Consider the following 14,973-nt stretch of genomic DNA (forward strand, 5'->3'; position numbering starts at 1 on the left):
GCTCCGAGGCGGCGCGACAAATCGCCGTCGGTTCACACGTCGGCGCCCTCGGCGAGCGCGGGGATCAGCCGGGCGGGGTTCTTCGCGAGCACGCGCCGCATCAGGTCCTCGGAGACGTCGAGGGTGAGGACCTCCATCACGCCGACGTTCGGGTGCACGTCGGGCGCGCCGGAGCCGAAGAGGACGCGGTCCGGGTGTTCGAGGACGCCGCGTTCGAGCACCTCGCGGTACCGCACGGCGCTCGTCTCGACGTACAGGCGGTCGTACTCGTCCAGCAGGTCGAGCGTCTCGTTCATCAGGTCGGCGTCGAGGGGGTAACCGCCGAAGCTGGCGAGCACGATCGGCATGTCGTAGTCGAGCAGTTCGCGCTCGACCGCCTTGGGCGGGAACTCCCTGCCGGCGTGGACGATCACGGGGAGGTCGGCCGACTCCAGCCGGGTGAGCACGTCCTCGTTCGGGAGCCCGTCGGCGTGCGGGACGAGGGTGAACCCGTGGAACCGATCGTCGTAGGAGTACTGCTCGACGTCGTCGGGGCGGGCGTGGTGGTCGTCGCGCTCGGCGCGGAGGTTCCGCACCGCGGAGAGGGGGCCGCGGCCCGGGTCTCGGGGGCCGTTGATCCGGGCGAACGCGACGAACGGGCGGTCGATGGAGAGGCGCGCGACCGCGTTGTTCGCGCGGAGGTAGCTCCGTCCGGCGGCGCGCCGCCCCGGGCTCGCGACCGCGCGGACGACGCCGGCCTGCAGCATCTCGCGCTCCAGCCGCTCGGGGGAGATGTCCCGCCCGTGAGTCGCGACCGACGACTCGTCGGGGTCGAGCGTCGCGCGGGTGTCGACGATCCGGAAGTCGTGTTCGAGCCCGAGCATCTACCGGCCCGTCACGGGGGATCCGCATGTGCCTGTCGGTCTCACACCGGACGAATGTTGAAGGACGGGCGCCGCGGTTGGCCGACATGGAACTCGTCGAAGCGATCGAAGCCGACCTGGACGCCCTCGTCGAGCGGTGGTACGACCTCGCGACGTCGATGGAATCGTACTCGGAACTGAACAAGATTGTCTACGCGGACGCGGCGACGGTCCCGAACGACGGCTTCCGCGCGCACCTGGACGATCCGTCGGTGACCGACTACCTCATAGTCGACGGCGGCGAGACCGTCGGGTTCGTCACCCTCGAAACGGGCGACCGACCCTCCCGACAGCGGGGTCGGTACCTCAAGATCGTGAACCTCGAAATCGACAGGGAGCGCCGGAATCGAGGGTACGGCACGGCGGTCATAGAACGGGTGGTGGAGCTGGCTCGCGACGAGGGCCGCGACTACCTCACCGTCTCGTGCGAGTGGGGCAACGACGGCGCGCGCCGGTTCTACCGGGACGCGGGGTTTGAACCCAAGCAGGTGACGTACGCGCGGCCGCTGGAGTGAGTCGGGGGTCAGGAACGCCATCGGCGACGGCCTCCCCGCCCCGCGCCGCTCACGGCCCCGCGGTGGAGACGATCTTCACCACGTCGCCCTCGCTCAGCTCGTGGGCCTCGCCGATCCGGCGCGAGGAGCGCGCGTCGACGGCGTGGAGGTACCCCTCCCCGATGTCCGTGTGGACCGCGTACGCCAGGTCCGGCGGGGTCGCCCCCGACGGGAGGAGGAACGCGTCCGGGAGGACGTTCCCGGTCCCGTCCGTCCACTTCGAGGCGTCCTGTACCGGGTAGACGGTGATCCGGTCGAGGAGGTCGTACACCGCCGCGTTCAGCGCGGTCTGGACCCCGGTTCCGCCGTGCTCGTCCATCGCGCCGCGGATCGCCTCCAACCCCTCCCGCTGGCCCTCCGAGACGTCGCCGACCACGTCGAATCCCTCGTCGCCCGGATCGTAGCCGACGACGCCGGCCTCCGCCGCGCGGCGCAGGGCGAGCTCCCCGTCAGCGGTGGCCGGAATCACCGGCTTGTCGGTCCCCTCACGGAGCCGGTCGACCGCCCCCTCGGGCGCGGCGTCGACCTTGTTGGCGACGACGACGATGGGCTTGGTCCGGCGCCGGACCGCCCGCGCGAGCGCCTCGCGGTCCGCGTCGGTCCACACTTTCGGATCGTCGGGGTACTCCAGCTCGCGGAGGACCGCCGTCACGTCGTGTTCGGTCGCGCCGAACCCGGTCAACAGGTCGGTGACCGCCGCCTCCAGGTCGAAGTCGGGCGAGCGGGACTGCCGCTCGACGCCCTCCCAGTTGCGGTCGACGATCCCCGCGAGCCACAGGTCCATCTCCTCCTCGACGAAGTCCACGTCGTCGAGGGGGTCGTGCGCGCCCACCTCGACCGGCTCGCCCTCCGCGTTCGTCGCGCCCGAGGCGTCGACGACGTTCAACACCACGTCCGCGTTCGTCAGCTCGTCGAGGAACTGGTTGCCGAGCCCCTTTCCCTCGTGCGCACCCGGTACCAGCCCGGCCACGTCGAGGAGCTCGACGGGGACGTACCGCTTCCCGTCGCGGCAGTTCTCGTTGCCGCAGCGCTCGTCGCGAGCCAGACAGGGGCACTCGGTGCGGACGTGTGTCACGCCGCGGTTGGCGTCGATCGTCGTGAACGGGTAGTTCGCCACGTCGACGTCGGCCATCGTGGCGGCGGTGTAGAAGGTGGACTTGCCGGCGTTCGGCTTGCCCGCCAGCGCGACCGTGATCATGGTGGTGCGTCGCGGCCCCGCGAAAAGCGCCTTTCGGTCGGACGCGGTGACGCGTGCGCGAGCCAAATGGAGAGAGCGGAAGAGCAACCGAGACTGTCGCAGTGGCGCGTGCCTGCGAGCGCCCGCAGGGCGCGAGTCAGCACGCGCGAGGGAGTCGCTCGCCGGAGGCGAGCGACGAGGCTGGGGAGGTATGAGGTGCTGTGCGGAGCGGTGCGGGGTGGGACTCAAAGGGGCAGTCGCGATTCCCGCGAGCAACGCGAGCGGGAAGACGGGAGACGAAGTCTCCCGGAAGGACGAAGACGGGCGACGCTAGGACCGCAGGGAGGGAGCGCTAGCGACCGACTGAGGACCGCAGCGAGCCCATCGAGTCCTCGCGACTGGGGCTTTGGCGGTGTTCACAGCCGGTCTACTGGTCGCCATTTATAAGTGAACGTCTGGGGCCTCGGAGGCGTTCACCGCCGATTTGCTGTCAGCTATTCGGCTTTGCTGAATGCCTTTATAAGTGGGATATTTCGACGTACCGCGGTTAATTCAACCAGTATTCGGCACACCGCTTTTCGAGAATGTGCGAACTCAGTGGAAGCGATTCTCGGAATCCGCTTCGAGCCGTTCTATTCGTGCCCTCGTGGGTGGATGTGTCGAAAACAGTCGACGTTTGAATCTCGTAACCGGTCCGGGATTCCCTGCCGGATCACCCGCATCCGGCTCAACTATTGCGAAGGCCGCTATCGATGTTCGTCGGAAATCGGTGGTCGCGCGCTCGTTGAGCGAGCTGTCGATCGTCTTGAGCGCCGACGCGAGGGGCGCTGGCTCACCGGTGATCGCAACCGCCCCGCGGTCGGCGGCGAACTCACGGGTACGGGCGAAAGAGGACGACAGTAACCGAGAGAGTATCCAGAGCGGAAAGACGAGCGTGAGACCGACGGAGAGGACGGCGTCGGTATAATCCGCACGGCTGACGACGCCGTGTTCGATTCCGGACGTCGGACCGCTAAGTAGCTCTGTGACGCGTTCGGCGGCGGCTACCGGCTGGGTTGCGGAAGTCATGACCGCCGCGTCGTGATTCTTGACGTGAGCAACTTCATGCGCGACGACCGCGCGTAGCTCCGATACCTCAAGCGCGTCCAGCAGCCCCTCGCTGACGACTAACCGAGACGTACGGGCGGTGAAACCCGTGGTCAGCGAGATCGGCGTCTCGGTCGGTGCCACGTAGACCGCGGGGACCGGGACGGCCACCTGGTGTGCGATGTTGCGAACCGTCGAAAGCAGCTCTGGATACTCCCCCTCCGACACTCGCTGAGCACCGGTGATCGCGATCGCGTGGTCGGGTGCGTTACGCTCACCCCACAACAGGACGCTCAGAATAATGCCTGATGCGGAGACGACCAATACAGTACGTATGCCCTCGGTGAAGAGGTCGGCTCCGCTGCCGGCGAAGGTCCACAGAGTGAGCGCGACGAAGAACACGACGATTCCGCCGGCAAGCGCAGCCGCGAGCGTCGTCAGGACTAACACCGACAGCGAAAGCACGATCCACAACTGCAACCACCTGTTCGGGGACCATTCCATGGAAATACGTACGGATGAGTTTATTAAAGAGTTTAGTCGACCCCGCCGAACTCGGATCGAGTATATCTTCTATTGCGTCACTTCGTCCGGGACCGACACGGCCGCTACGTAGGCGTCCGAATTCCCCGGTTCCCGAGTCGCTTCCCACCCGTTGTATCGACCGGCCGGGGCTTTGCGGTGTTCCTCGCCGATTTCCCATCAGCTATTTATAAACAAGCGGCGAGAGCGTCGCAAGCGATCGCTCGCCCACACGGGTCCAAGCGCCTACTTCCGAGCGACGATCCGGAGCACGTCCTCGTCGGCCAGCTCGTGGCCCTTGCCGACCTGCTGGTCGTCGTGTTTCGCGCTCTGGCCCGACACCCGCGCGAACTTGAACCGCTCGTCGAACTCGCCGCCGATCTTCGCGCAGGCGTCGCCGACGGTGTCGCCCTCGAACAAGATCAGCGGCTCCTCGTAGTCGACGCCGCGCCCCGGCTTGTCCATGTAGATCCGGATGAGCCCGAGTTCCTTCCAGAGCCGGTCTTTCAGCCCGTCGAGTCCGAGCTCCTTCTCGGCAGAGATGAAGAGCACGTCGTCCGGGTCAAGGTCGCGCTCGCGGAGCTCCTCTTTCACCGTCGGGAGGTAGCTCTTGTCGATGAGGTCCGCCTTGTTGACGGAGACCATCGAGGGGAGGTACTCCCGGTTGTCCATCACGGCGTCGACCAGCTCGTCGATCGTGAGGTCGTGGGGGATCGTCACCTTCGCGTTGACGTAGCCGTACTCGCGGAGCACCTGCTTGACGGTGTCCTCGGCGAGGCTCACGTCGTCGCTCATCGTCACCCCGATCCCGTCTTTGTGGGTCTTCCGGATGTTGATGTTCGGCGGCTCCGTGTCGAGCCGGATGTTGGTGTTGTACAGCTCCTCGCGGAGCCGGTCGTACTGCTCGATCTCGAACACTGAGAGCATGAACACGACCAGGTCCGCGGTCCGGACGACGGAGAGTACCTCCTTCCCGCCGCCGCGGCCGCCCGCGGCGCCCTCGATCAGCCCCGGCACGTCGAGGATCTGGATGTTCGCGCCACGGTACTGCAGCATGCCGGGGTTGACGTCGAGCGTGGTGAACTCGTAGGAGCCGACCTCGCTGTCGGCGTTGGTGAGTGCGTTGATGAGGGTGGACTTGCCGACGCTCGGGAACCCGACCAAGGCGACCGTGGCGTCTCCGTGTTTCTCGACGGCGTACCCGTGGCCGCCGCCGGCCGAGGACTGGTTCTCCAGTTTCTCCTTCTTCTCCGCGAGCTTCGCCTTCAACCGCCCGATGTGGGCCTCGGTGGCCTTGTTGTAGGGCGTGTTGGCGATCTCCTCGCGGAGGTCCGCTATCTCGTCCTCCAGTCCCATTAGCGTACAGTCGGCCGCTCGGCTCGTTAAAGGTGTTCCTTCCACCTCGCGGCCGAGTCGTCCGTCTCGGAGCCGGTCGCCGGCGGCCGCTCCGACGCTCGAAGCGCGGTGTCACGTCGCCGACGCGGACGGCGGCGCCGGCCCCGATCCGGCAATCTTTCGACACGATTATACCGGCTTGCCGCGACGGACGACACGTCGAATGCCCGATCCGTCGAGCCTCCGTGACAGCACGCAGATCGTCCTCCCCCGCCGTGCGCTCGACGGGCTGCGAGACGGCGTCTGCGAGCGGTTCACCGTGACGGTGGTTGAGGACGACGACCACTACCGCATCATCGGGAGCCCCGTCGAGATCAAGGCCGCGAGCAACTTCCTCGCCCGGAACGGCGTCGCGGTCGCCTGATCGGGACGAAACGAGGCGAAAGGGAGAGGGCGGAGCCGTCTCAGAAACCGTCGTGAGGGGTCGGAACCGGCGATTGATGTCGAATTCGGTGAGCAGAGAGCGGAGCGGAACGCCGTTCGGCCGCCCCTTCGGTCGAGCTACCCGATGACGCCGACGAGCAGCTCGGTCACGATGAGCACGAGGAACACGAGTCCCGACGCGAACGACCCGGCCGCGACGCCGTGGGCGTTACCGAGGCCGCGGCCGCGGACGGCGAAGTAGGCGCCGAGGAAGACGAAGCCGGTCAACAGGAGTCCGACAGCGGCGTACGCGACGGTGAGGAGGCTCCCGGAGAGCCCCTCAGACACCCCGAAGTCGCCGACCGCGAGGAGTGCGACCGCGCCGATGCCGACCGCGATGGCGACGAAGGCGACGGCCCAGACCACCGGCGTCCGAGCGACGTCGCCGAGCGTGCCGGTTATCGCGTCGTACCTGCTGACCGATCCGGCACCGGGAGCCGTGCGTTTCGCGCCGATCTGCGCGACGGCGACGAAGGTGGCCACGACGAGCAGCCCCATCAGTGCCGTACTCAAGAGCGTGAGTGAGACCATGGTGAGTTCGTTGTTAGCTGGTCCGTTCCCGCGTACAAATAGCCTTCGTATGTTCCGGCGAGCGACGCCGCGTCGCTCCGCTACGTCACCCCGCCGTGAGCCACCGCGTCCGCGGATCCGGCCTCGGAGATACGCCGCTATTCGGGCCGCCACCGGGGGACGCGTCTCGCTCGGCTACACAAGAGATAAGTGCGCCTTCGCTAAGGAAGGTACAAGAGCAAAGAGACGAACATGATAGACTCACTTATCCTGCAACAGGGGAGCGACTGGCGCGCGCAGGCGGAGGTCTTTGACGAGATCTTCTTCGTCTTCCTCGCGTTAGGCACCCTCGTCGGCACGATCGTTGTCGCGTACACGCTGTGGAACGTGTACAAGTACCGCGACGACGGCAGCGAGCCGAAGGAGGACTTCGACGCGCCGGAGGTCGGCGAGCTCCCGACGGGACAGGGCGGTCCGAAAGCAAAGAAGCTCTTCCTGTCGTTCGGGTTGAGCGCGATCGTCGTCATCAGTCTCGTCGTGTACGCGTACGGGATCCTCCTCTACGTTGAGGAGGGACCGGACTCCGACGAGGACAACATCGAGATACTGGTCGAGGGGTACCAGTACGGCTGGGACTACGAGTACCCGAACGGCCACTCCGAGACCGGTGAGCTGATCGTTCCCGCCGACACGCGGATCGACATCTCGGTGACTTCACGGGACGTGTGGCACAACTTCGGCTCGTCGGAGTTGCGGATAAAATCCGACGCCATCCCCGGAGACAACAACACCAACTGGTTCTCCGTGAGTTCCGAAGAGGTCCAAGCGCAGGGCGGCGAGGCGACGTACACGGTCGAGTGCTTCGAGCTCTGCGGCCCCGGCCACTCCGCGATGGAGGGGCAGATCACCGTCATCCCCGAGGACGAGTGGGAGTCGTGGTACGAAGGAACCGGTAACGAGTCGAACGTCGAGGGCGCCGCAAGCGTTAACGGCGCTGCGTACGGGGGTGTGAGCGCATGAGCGAACTTCCGCCGACGACCTCCGTCAAGCGCTGGTTCGTCACCACGAACCACAAGGACATCGGAATCTTATACACGATCACCGCGCTGTTCTTCCTGCTGTTCGGCGGGGTGCTCGCCCTGCTGATCCGCATGCAGCTGTGGGACCCGACGAGTCAGATCCTCTCCGGACTGGCGTACAACGAGGCCGTCACCGCGCACGGGCTCATCATGGTGTTCTGGTTCCTCTCGCCGTTCGGATTCGGCTTCGCGAACTACTTCGTGCCGCTGCAGATCGGCGCCGACGACCTCGCGTTCCCCCGCCTGAACGCGCTGTCCTACTGGATGTACCTCTTCTCGGGGATCCTGCTCGGAATCAGCTTCTTCCAGGGCGGGACCCTCGACGCCGGGTGGACGATGTACGCCCCGCTCAACATCCCGATGTACACGCCGAGCATCGGGTCGACCGGGGCGGTGCTCGCGCTGTTCATGTTCGTCGTCGGCATCACGGCGTCGACGGTGAACTTCCTCACGTCCATCCACCACTCACGGGCAGAAGGGATGGGTATCATGGACATGCCGATGTTCACCTGGTCCATCCTCGCGACGGTGTGGATGATGCTGTTCGCGTTCGCGGCGCTGCTCGCCGTGGGACTGATCCTCGCGTCCGACCGCGTGCTCGGGAGCGTCTACTTCTCGGCCACTGAGGGCGGCTCCCTGCTGTGGGGCCACCTCTTCTGGTTCTTCGGCCATCCGGAGGTGTACATCGTCTTCTTCCCGGCGCTCGGCGTGATGTTGGAGCTGTTCCAGACGTTCTCCGGGCGGCGCCTCGTCGGTCGGAAGTGGGTGATCATCTCCATCTGCCTGATCTCCGTGCAGTCGTTCCTCGTGTGGATGCACCACATGTTCCTGACGACGATCAACCTGGAGATCAAGACGCTGATGATGGCGACCACCATCGGCATCTCGCTGCCCTTCGACCTACTGGTGTTCTCGCTGATCTACACGCTGATGAAGGGTCGCATCCAGTTCACGACCCCGTTCCTCTTCGCGTTCGGGGCGCTGCTGCTGTTCATCCTCGGCGGCATCACCGGGGTGTTCCTCGGCGCGATCGTACTCGACTACGAGTTCCGCGGCACCTACTGGGTGGTCGCGCACTTCCACTACGTGATGTTCGGCGGCGCGACCGCGCTGTTCGGCGGGGCCTACTACTGGTTCCCGAAGGTGACCGGGAAGATGTACGACGAGCTGCTCGGGAAGATCCACTTCGTCATCTTCTTCATCAGCTTCAACATGGTGTACTTCTCGATGTTCCTCGGCTGGGAGACCCCCCGCCGGGTGTTCGAGTACAACCCCGAGTTCCAGATCTTCCACCAGTTCGGGACGATCGGCGCGTTTATCCTCGGATTCTCATTCTTCATCATGTTCTACAACTTCGCGAAGTCCTACGTCTCCGGCGAACCCGCCGGGGACAACCCGTGGGACTACTCGCGGACCGCGGAGTGGGCGGTGTCGTCGCCTCCGCCGCTCGAGAACTGGCCGAACCGTCCCTCGTACGCGTCCGGCAAGCTCGAGTTCGTGAAAGACTACGTGCCGGACGGCGGCCCGGCGGTCAAGGCCGACGGCGACGGCAACGCCGCGACCGACGGCGGTGACACGCACGAGGAGCACATCTCGAAGTACCCGTACTGGGACAAACACCCGAGCCACGCGAGCATCTGGCCGTTCGCGCTCTCGCTAGCGCTCGGCGTCATGCTGCTCGGTCTCTCCGGGTTCAGCGAGTCGCTGTCGTTCGCTGTCGGCGAGTCGCTCGCGGCGACCACGCTCACGGTCTCGAACCCCGTCTACCCGATCCTCGTCGTCGTCGGCCTGGTCGGGCTGGTCTGGACCGGCGTCAAGTGGGGGTTACAGGACTTCTACGCCCCGCCCAGCGAGTTCGCCGAGCGGTGGCCCTTCGAGGGCGTCGAGAAGGTGAAGCTGGGGATGTGGTTCTTCCTCGCGTCGGACGTGATCGTCTTCGGCGCGTTCCTCTCCGCGGCCATCTTCGTCCGGTACAACGCCGGCTGGATGACGTGGGAGCCGCTGACGGAGTCGCTACCGGGACTCATCAACACGTTCGTGCTGATCACCTCGTCGTTCACGGTGATCCTCGCGCTGGTGTATTCCCACCGGAAGAGCCGGCAGGGAGTGCTCGCCTCGCTCGGCGCGACCATCGCGCTCGGCTTCACGTTCCTCGCGATCAAGATGTGGGAGTGGCACCACGAGATCTTCGAGGTCGGGGTCCGTCTCGCGCAGAACCCGTACGGCGACCCCGTTCAGGCGTCGATCTACTACGTGACGACCGGACTCCACGGGATCCACGTGGTCATCGGCCTCCTGATCGCCATCTTCCTGTTCGTCCGGACGTACCAGGGCCACTACCTGGACGACGAGCGGCCGATCGAGTACTTCGGCCTCTACTGGCACTTCGTCGACATCGTCTGGGTGTTCATCTTCCCGCTGTTCTACCTCTTCTGAGGGAACGGCGGACGGGGCGGCTCTTTTCGCGACGCACTCACTCGTCGAGCGGCTCGGCGCACCACTGACAGAACGCCAGCTCCGTGTCGGTCTCACGGCCGCAGTGGGGACACGAACTAGGGTCGACGCCCGAGTCCGCACCCGGTTCGGCCGACCCGAGATCGGCGTCGCTCGCGGCGGTCTCTGACGCGCTCCCTACGCCCCGCGACCTCTCGCGGTCAGGGAGACGCGATGCCGCTTTCGTGGAGTTCGCGGCCGCCGAGCGTCGCTCGTGCTTCCGGTTGTTCCGGACGGCGAGGACGTATGCGTCGACGACGCTGGCGGCGACGGCGACGAGCGCCGGGGCGATCTCGGCGATCGGTGGGCGGTCCCCGGCGACGACCTGATCGACCGCCGCGTCGGGGACGACGAACACGAGCGTCGCGGTGATCGCGACGTACCACCCGAAGGCCCGCGCCCACCGACGGAGGTAGGCGTGACCGAGTCCGGACACCACGAGCGCCAACACGGCCGCGAGCCACGGTCGTCGTCGACTGGTCTCGGGATCGCTCATGGCGTGCGCAACGGGCGCGACCGCCGAGAAGCTACCCCTCGCTCGGAGCGTTTATGTGGCCGAGACGCCGAGCGGGAGTATGTTCGGCGTGCCGACCGGAGAGTTCCTGATCGGAGTCGGGTTCGCGATCGCCGGAGTCGGGAGCTGGTTCGTCGGGCTCGGCGTCGCGTACCTCCTGTACCGGCGGTGGCGCGGGGACGGGCCGCGCGCCGACGGGGCGGACGGAACGGGAAACGACGAGCCGCGGACGGAGAACTGACCGTTCGTTCCGGTTCGGCCACGCTTTTGAGTCCGGTCCCCGGATGACCGGTATGACTGACACGGCGCTCGTCATCGGCGGCACCCGGTTCATCGGCCGGCATACGGTCTCCGACCTGCTCGCGAACGGCTACGAAGTCGGCATGTTGAACCGCGGCACCCACGAGAATCCCTTTTCCGACGACGAGCGGGTGACGCACGTCGAGGGCGACCGGAAGAGCGAGCGGGACCTCCGTACCGCGAAGCTCTCGATCGAGCCCGACGTCGTGATCGACTGCGTCGCGTATCAGCCGGCCGACGTAGAGACGGCGACGGAGGTGTTCGCCGACGCGGACGGGTACGTGTACGTCTCTTCGGGAGACAGCTACGCCGCCGAAGAGATCCCCAAACGAGAGGGAGAGACTCCGCTTCGACCGTGCACGCCCGAACAGGCGACCGACGACGAGTCGGAGACCTACGGGAACCGCAAGGCCGAGGGCGACCGCGCCGTCTTCGCGGCCGCCGAGGAGGGCGTCGACGCGACGGCGGTGCGCCCCTGTATCGTCTACGGCCCGTACGACTACACCGAGCGGCTCGACTACTGGATCGACCGAGTGCTCTCTCGCGACCGCGTCGTCGTGCCCGGCGACGGACAGAACCTCTGGCACCGCGCGTACGTCGAGGACGTGGCCAGCGCGCTTCGGATCGTCGCCGAGCGCGGCGAGGCGGGACGGGCGTACAACGTGGGCGACCGCCGGGCGCTCACGCTCGAAGAGACGCTGGAAACGATCGCCGACGCGGCCGGCGTCGACTGCGAGATCGTCACGGCGAGCGCCGACGCGCTGGCGGCCGGCGGCCTCGAACCGGACGACTTCGTGTTGTATCGGGAGTACCCGCACCTGCTCGACACGTGCGCGCTCGCCGATCTCGGGTGGGAGTCGACGCCCGTCGACGAGGCGGTGGCGCGGACCGTCGCCGAGCACCGGGACGCCGACCGCGACGGGAGCGAGTGGGACCCGGGTCGAGAGGCGGAGGAACGCGTGCTCGGCGTCAAAGAGACGCTGTAGGCCGGTAGCCGGGAAACACGGGAGCCCGTTCAGTACGCCGCGTCCCACCGAGCCGGCTTGCGCCGATTCCCGCAGTCGCGACACTCCATCCGGTCCATCGTGTCGATGGCGACGTTCGTCCCCTCGCAGTTCCCGCAGAGGAAGCCGTAGCGCCGCGTCAGATCGGCGTCAGCGTACGCGATGTAAAACGGGGCGTGAGAGCCTCGATCGCTCTCGTCGAAGGCGACGTGGACGGTCTCGCCGTCCTCCGTCTCGTAGGTGCCCTCCGAGATGCCGGTCAGCCGACCGACCTGCTTCCGGTACTCGCGCTCGGCGAACGTCTCGTCGCCGATCTCGACCGAGCGCTCGCCGTCGAGGTCGTACCCCTCGCGCTCGTAGAACGCCGTCCCCGCCTCGTTGTCGACGAGGACGCGCGCCTCGATGCGGTCGGCGTCGGCCGCGCGGAGCTCCGACTCCACCCGTTCCAAGAGTGCGGAGCCGATCCCCGACTCGCGGTGGTCCGGGTGGACGTGGAGCCAGTCGATCTCCCCGACGCGCTCGCGGCGACCGACGACGTAGCTCTCGGCGAAGCCGACGACCGTCCCGTCGACGACGGCCACCGGGAACACCGTGTCGTCGTCGCCGATGTCCGCGCTGAGCTCCTCCGGGTCGTACCACTCGTCGACCGCCTCGGCCAACAGCGGCTCGTCGACGGCGTGACCGTAGGAAGCGATCAGCGATTCGCGCGCGATCGTCCGGATCGCGTCGATGTCGTCGAGAGTCGCGGGTCGGAGATCCATACCGGCTCATTCACACGCGGCTACAAAAAACACACAGGCGGAACGCGTCGGCGACTGAGACGGAAACGAGACGGGAACGGGACCGAGGGAGGAAACGAGGCGTGCACGGAAACGCGCGCGAGAAGCCGCGAGCGGTCGTCGAGCGGTCTACGAGATGGAGTACGTCGCGGCGGCCATCAGTAGCATGGTGAGCGCGAGCGCGAGCCCCATCACGTAGGTGAGCGACCGGTTTTCCCACCGGAGGTGCTGGAAGTAGGCGACGATGAGCAGCGTCTTCACCGTCGCGATCACCAGCGTCCCGCCGAGCGCCTGGGCGTACGTGAAGTTGAGGAAGTCGGCCTCGAAGAGGACGAAGTTCAGGGCGGCCGCGACCAGGAGCGCGACGTAGATCGCCGTGTACAGTTTGAGCGAGTCGTCCGACATTGCTTGCCTTCGAGTTCGTCCGTACGCTTAAAGAATTAACCATCCGGGAGACGCGCTCGCCCCGAGCGACGGACCGGCTCACCGACGCTTCGCTCCGACCGATACCGGCGGTACCGAGCGCGCCGAGCGCGGATCCCGAAACGCATATCCGCGCGACGCGCCCACGTCGGGTCGGTCGCAGCAGCCGGCCGATATCATCGTGGACCCGCTCGAACCGACGGACGATCTGCTCGAATCGCTGTACGTCGTCAACAAGGTCGCGAAGCAGTTCGCCGACGAGGCGACCGCCGCCTACGAGCGCGGCGACCTCACCGAGAGCAACGTCCGTTCGGCCCGCAAGGACGCGCTGTACCGGACCAAGACGGCCGTCCTCTCCCGCGTCGTCGCCCACGACCCGTCCCGCGTCTCCGGGGAGTACCACGCGATCAACGGCGACGTCTGGCTCTTTCTGTCCGTCGACGGGTGGAAGTTCCATCAGCCGGCGTACGCGATCGGCAGCGAACTCACGGACGCGATCGAGATCTCGAACTCCCGATCCGACCCCCTCGACGCGCCGTACGAACGCGACTCGACGGTCGAGCGGTCCGATCGCACGCTAGCGGAGTCGCTCTCGGGACTGGCCGACGCCGGCGTCAACGCGAACGACCACCTCGCGCGCCCGACCGTCACGAGCGAACACGACCGGATCGTCGACGTGCGGTGGTCGTTCCTCCCGTAGGCGTCGAGCTCTCGCGTGGAGATCGCCACCGACACGACTAGCCGCGGCGCCGGCGGCTCTGTCACCGAATTGCACGAGGCGCGTCGCGCCGAGCGAGGCGAGCACGCGCTCTCGACTGCGGGTTTCGACGGACCTCGTTCTGTTTCGTTCCGTTCCGCTGTTCCGCCGCCGGTCGGGAGAGTTATGCCGCCGGGGGCCGACCGACGACGCGTGCAGAAGACGGTACTCATCACCGGCTGTTCCTCCGGCATCGGACGCGCCGCCGCGCGCGCGTTCCTCGACGAGGGGTGGACCGTGTACGCGACCGCGCGGAACCCCGCGGACATCGAGACGCTCGGCGAGGCGGGCTGCGAGCTGGCGACGCTCGACGTCACGGACCAGAGCGACGTGGACCGCGTCGTCGACCGCATCTTGGACGAGGAGGGCGCGATCGACGCGCTGATCAACAACGCCGGCTACGGCCAGTTCGGCCCGGTCGAGGACGTGCCGACCGCGAAGGTCCACGAGCAGTTCGACGTGAACGTGTACGGCCCGCATCGGCTCGTCAAGGCCGTCCTCCCCGGGATGCGCCGCGAGCGCGACGGGACGATCGTCAACGTCTCGTCGGTCGCCGGGCGGGTGTCGTTCCCGGGCGGCGGCGTGTACAGCGGCTCGAAGTTCGCGATCGAGGCGCTGTCGGACGCGCTCCGCAACGAGGTCGCCGAGTTCGGGATCGACGTGGTCGTCGTCGAACCCGGCCCCGTGTGGACCAACTTCTCGAAGCGCGCGGAGCGGGAGGCGGGACGCGGCGACGGCGAGGCGGCGGACGGGGCGACCGACGGCGGCGAGAGCGACGACGGACTCGACCGATCCGGCGCCTACGAGGAGTTCTACGCGATCTTCGAGGACACGCAGCTGATCGGCGGCGACGGCCCGGGCGCGATCGAGCCCGAGGTCGTCGCCGACGCGATCGTCAACGCGGCGAGCGCGACGCAGCCGCCCGCCCGCGTCCAGCCCGGTACGGTCGCCCGGATCGGCGTCCTCGCGCGGTACCTCCCCGACGCGATCCTCGACGCGGGGTACGACCTCGTCCGGAAGTTCACGTCGTAGGCGCGTCCGCGATCGCGTTCCCT

The 14,973-nt window shown here is 67.0% G+C and carries 16 protein-coding genes; 8 read left to right on the forward strand and 8 right to left on the reverse strand.

Going from position 1 to position 14,973, the window contains the following annotated elements; all coding sequences use genetic code 11:
- Positions 1-32 precede the first annotated feature (32 nt).
- On the reverse strand, positions 33-863 hold the full coding sequence (locus C469_RS03770) for an amidohydrolase family protein (protein ID WP_008003996.1): 831 nt from the start codon (positions 861-863) through the stop codon (positions 33-35).
- 86 nt (positions 864-949) lie between these two features.
- Here C469_RS03770 and C469_RS03775 point away from each other — a divergent pair, with 86 nt between their 5' ends.
- Complete coding sequence (locus C469_RS03775) at positions 950-1,417, forward strand: GNAT family N-acetyltransferase (RefSeq protein ID WP_008003997.1); 468 nt, start codon at positions 950-952, stop codon at positions 1,415-1,417.
- Positions 1,418-1,466: 49 nt separating this feature from the next.
- Here C469_RS03775 and C469_RS03780 read toward each other — a convergent pair whose 3' ends face one another.
- From C469_RS03780 to C469_RS03790, 3 genes are all read right to left on the reverse strand, one after another.
- Positions 1,467-2,654, reverse strand: coding sequence for a redox-regulated ATPase YchF (locus tag C469_RS03780; RefSeq protein ID WP_008003998.1), 1,188 nt, complete (start codon positions 2,652-2,654; stop codon positions 1,467-1,469).
- Positions 2,655-3,227: 573 nt separating this feature from the next.
- Complete coding sequence (locus C469_RS03785; RefSeq protein ID WP_008003999.1) at positions 3,228-4,223, reverse strand: M48 family metallopeptidase; 996 nt, start codon at positions 4,221-4,223, stop codon at positions 3,228-3,230.
- Positions 4,224-4,487: 264 nt separating this feature from the next.
- Positions 4,488-5,597 (reverse strand): OBG GTPase family GTP-binding protein, encoded by a 1,110-nt coding sequence (locus tag C469_RS03790; protein ID WP_008004000.1) that lies wholly within the window; start codon positions 5,595-5,597, stop codon positions 4,488-4,490.
- A 202-nt stretch (positions 5,598-5,799) separates the two neighbouring features.
- On the opposite strand from C469_RS03790, the gene C469_RS03795 reads away from it, so the two are divergent.
- Positions 5,800-6,000: a VNG_1110C family protein gene (locus tag C469_RS03795; RefSeq protein ID WP_008004001.1), complete on the forward strand. Its 201-nt coding sequence runs from the start codon at positions 5,800-5,802 to the stop codon at positions 5,998-6,000.
- Between the two features lie 137 nt (positions 6,001-6,137).
- On the opposite strand, the gene C469_RS03800 is transcribed toward C469_RS03795, so the two are convergent.
- A complete protein-coding gene (locus C469_RS03800; RefSeq protein ID WP_008004004.1) occupies positions 6,138-6,590 on the reverse strand; it encodes a hypothetical protein in 453 nt (150 codons plus the stop codon).
- A gap of 231 nt (positions 6,591-6,821) precedes the next feature.
- Between C469_RS03800 and coxB the strand changes: the two genes are divergently transcribed.
- Together coxB and C469_RS03810 are read left to right on the forward strand one after the other, a co-directional pair.
- Complete coding sequence (coxB, locus tag C469_RS03805) at positions 6,822-7,589, forward strand: cytochrome c oxidase subunit II (protein ID WP_008004006.1); 768 nt, start codon at positions 6,822-6,824, stop codon at positions 7,587-7,589.
- Positions 7,586-10,084 carry a cbb3-type cytochrome c oxidase subunit I gene (locus C469_RS03810; RefSeq protein WP_008004008.1) on the forward strand — a complete coding sequence of 833 codons (2,499 nt, stop codon included), beginning with the start codon at positions 7,586-7,588 and terminating at the stop codon, positions 10,082-10,084. The genes coxB and C469_RS03810 overlap by 4 nt, the downstream gene beginning before the upstream one ends.
- Positions 10,085-10,121: 37 nt before the next feature.
- On the opposite strand, the gene C469_RS03815 is transcribed toward C469_RS03810, so the two are convergent.
- On the reverse strand, positions 10,122-10,637 hold the full coding sequence (locus tag C469_RS03815) for a zinc ribbon domain-containing protein (protein WP_008004010.1): 516 nt from the start codon (positions 10,635-10,637) through the stop codon (positions 10,122-10,124).
- A 79-nt stretch (positions 10,638-10,716) separates the two neighbouring features.
- Here C469_RS03815 and C469_RS03820 point away from each other — a divergent pair, with 79 nt between their 5' ends.
- Together C469_RS03820 and C469_RS03825 are read left to right on the forward strand one after the other, a co-directional pair.
- On the forward strand, positions 10,717-10,896 hold the full coding sequence (locus tag C469_RS03820) for a hypothetical protein (protein WP_049911000.1): 180 nt from the start codon (positions 10,717-10,719) through the stop codon (positions 10,894-10,896).
- 52 nt (positions 10,897-10,948) lie between these two features.
- Positions 10,949-11,941: an NAD-dependent epimerase/dehydratase family protein gene (locus C469_RS03825; RefSeq protein ID WP_049911001.1), complete on the forward strand. Its 993-nt coding sequence runs from the start codon at positions 10,949-10,951 to the stop codon at positions 11,939-11,941.
- Positions 11,942-11,970: 29 nt separating this feature from the next.
- Here C469_RS03825 and C469_RS03830 read toward each other — a convergent pair whose 3' ends face one another.
- Both C469_RS03830 and C469_RS03835 read right to left on the reverse strand, forming a co-directional pair.
- Positions 11,971-12,720 carry a GNAT family N-acetyltransferase gene (locus C469_RS03830; RefSeq protein WP_008004014.1) on the reverse strand — a complete coding sequence of 250 codons (750 nt, stop codon included), beginning with the start codon at positions 12,718-12,720 and terminating at the stop codon, positions 11,971-11,973.
- A 147-nt stretch (positions 12,721-12,867) separates the two neighbouring features.
- Positions 12,868-13,143 (reverse strand): cytochrome C oxidase subunit IV family protein, encoded by a 276-nt coding sequence (locus C469_RS03835; protein ID WP_008004015.1) that lies wholly within the window; start codon positions 13,141-13,143, stop codon positions 12,868-12,870.
- A 199-nt stretch (positions 13,144-13,342) separates the two neighbouring features.
- Between C469_RS03835 and C469_RS03840 the strand changes: the two genes are divergently transcribed.
- A complete protein-coding gene (locus C469_RS03840) occupies positions 13,343-13,861 on the forward strand; it encodes a hypothetical protein (protein WP_008004017.1) in 519 nt (172 codons plus the stop codon).
- Between the two features lie 183 nt (positions 13,862-14,044).
- A complete protein-coding gene (locus tag C469_RS03845) occupies positions 14,045-14,950 on the forward strand; it encodes an SDR family oxidoreductase (RefSeq protein ID WP_049911003.1) in 906 nt (301 codons plus the stop codon).
- Positions 14,951-14,973: the final 23 nt, after the last annotated feature.

It is taken from the genome of Halorubrum lipolyticum DSM 21995, from assembly GCF_000337375.1.
In the GTDB taxonomy this organism is placed as follows: domain Archaea; phylum Halobacteriota; class Halobacteria; order Halobacteriales; family Haloferacaceae; genus Halorubrum; species Halorubrum lipolyticum.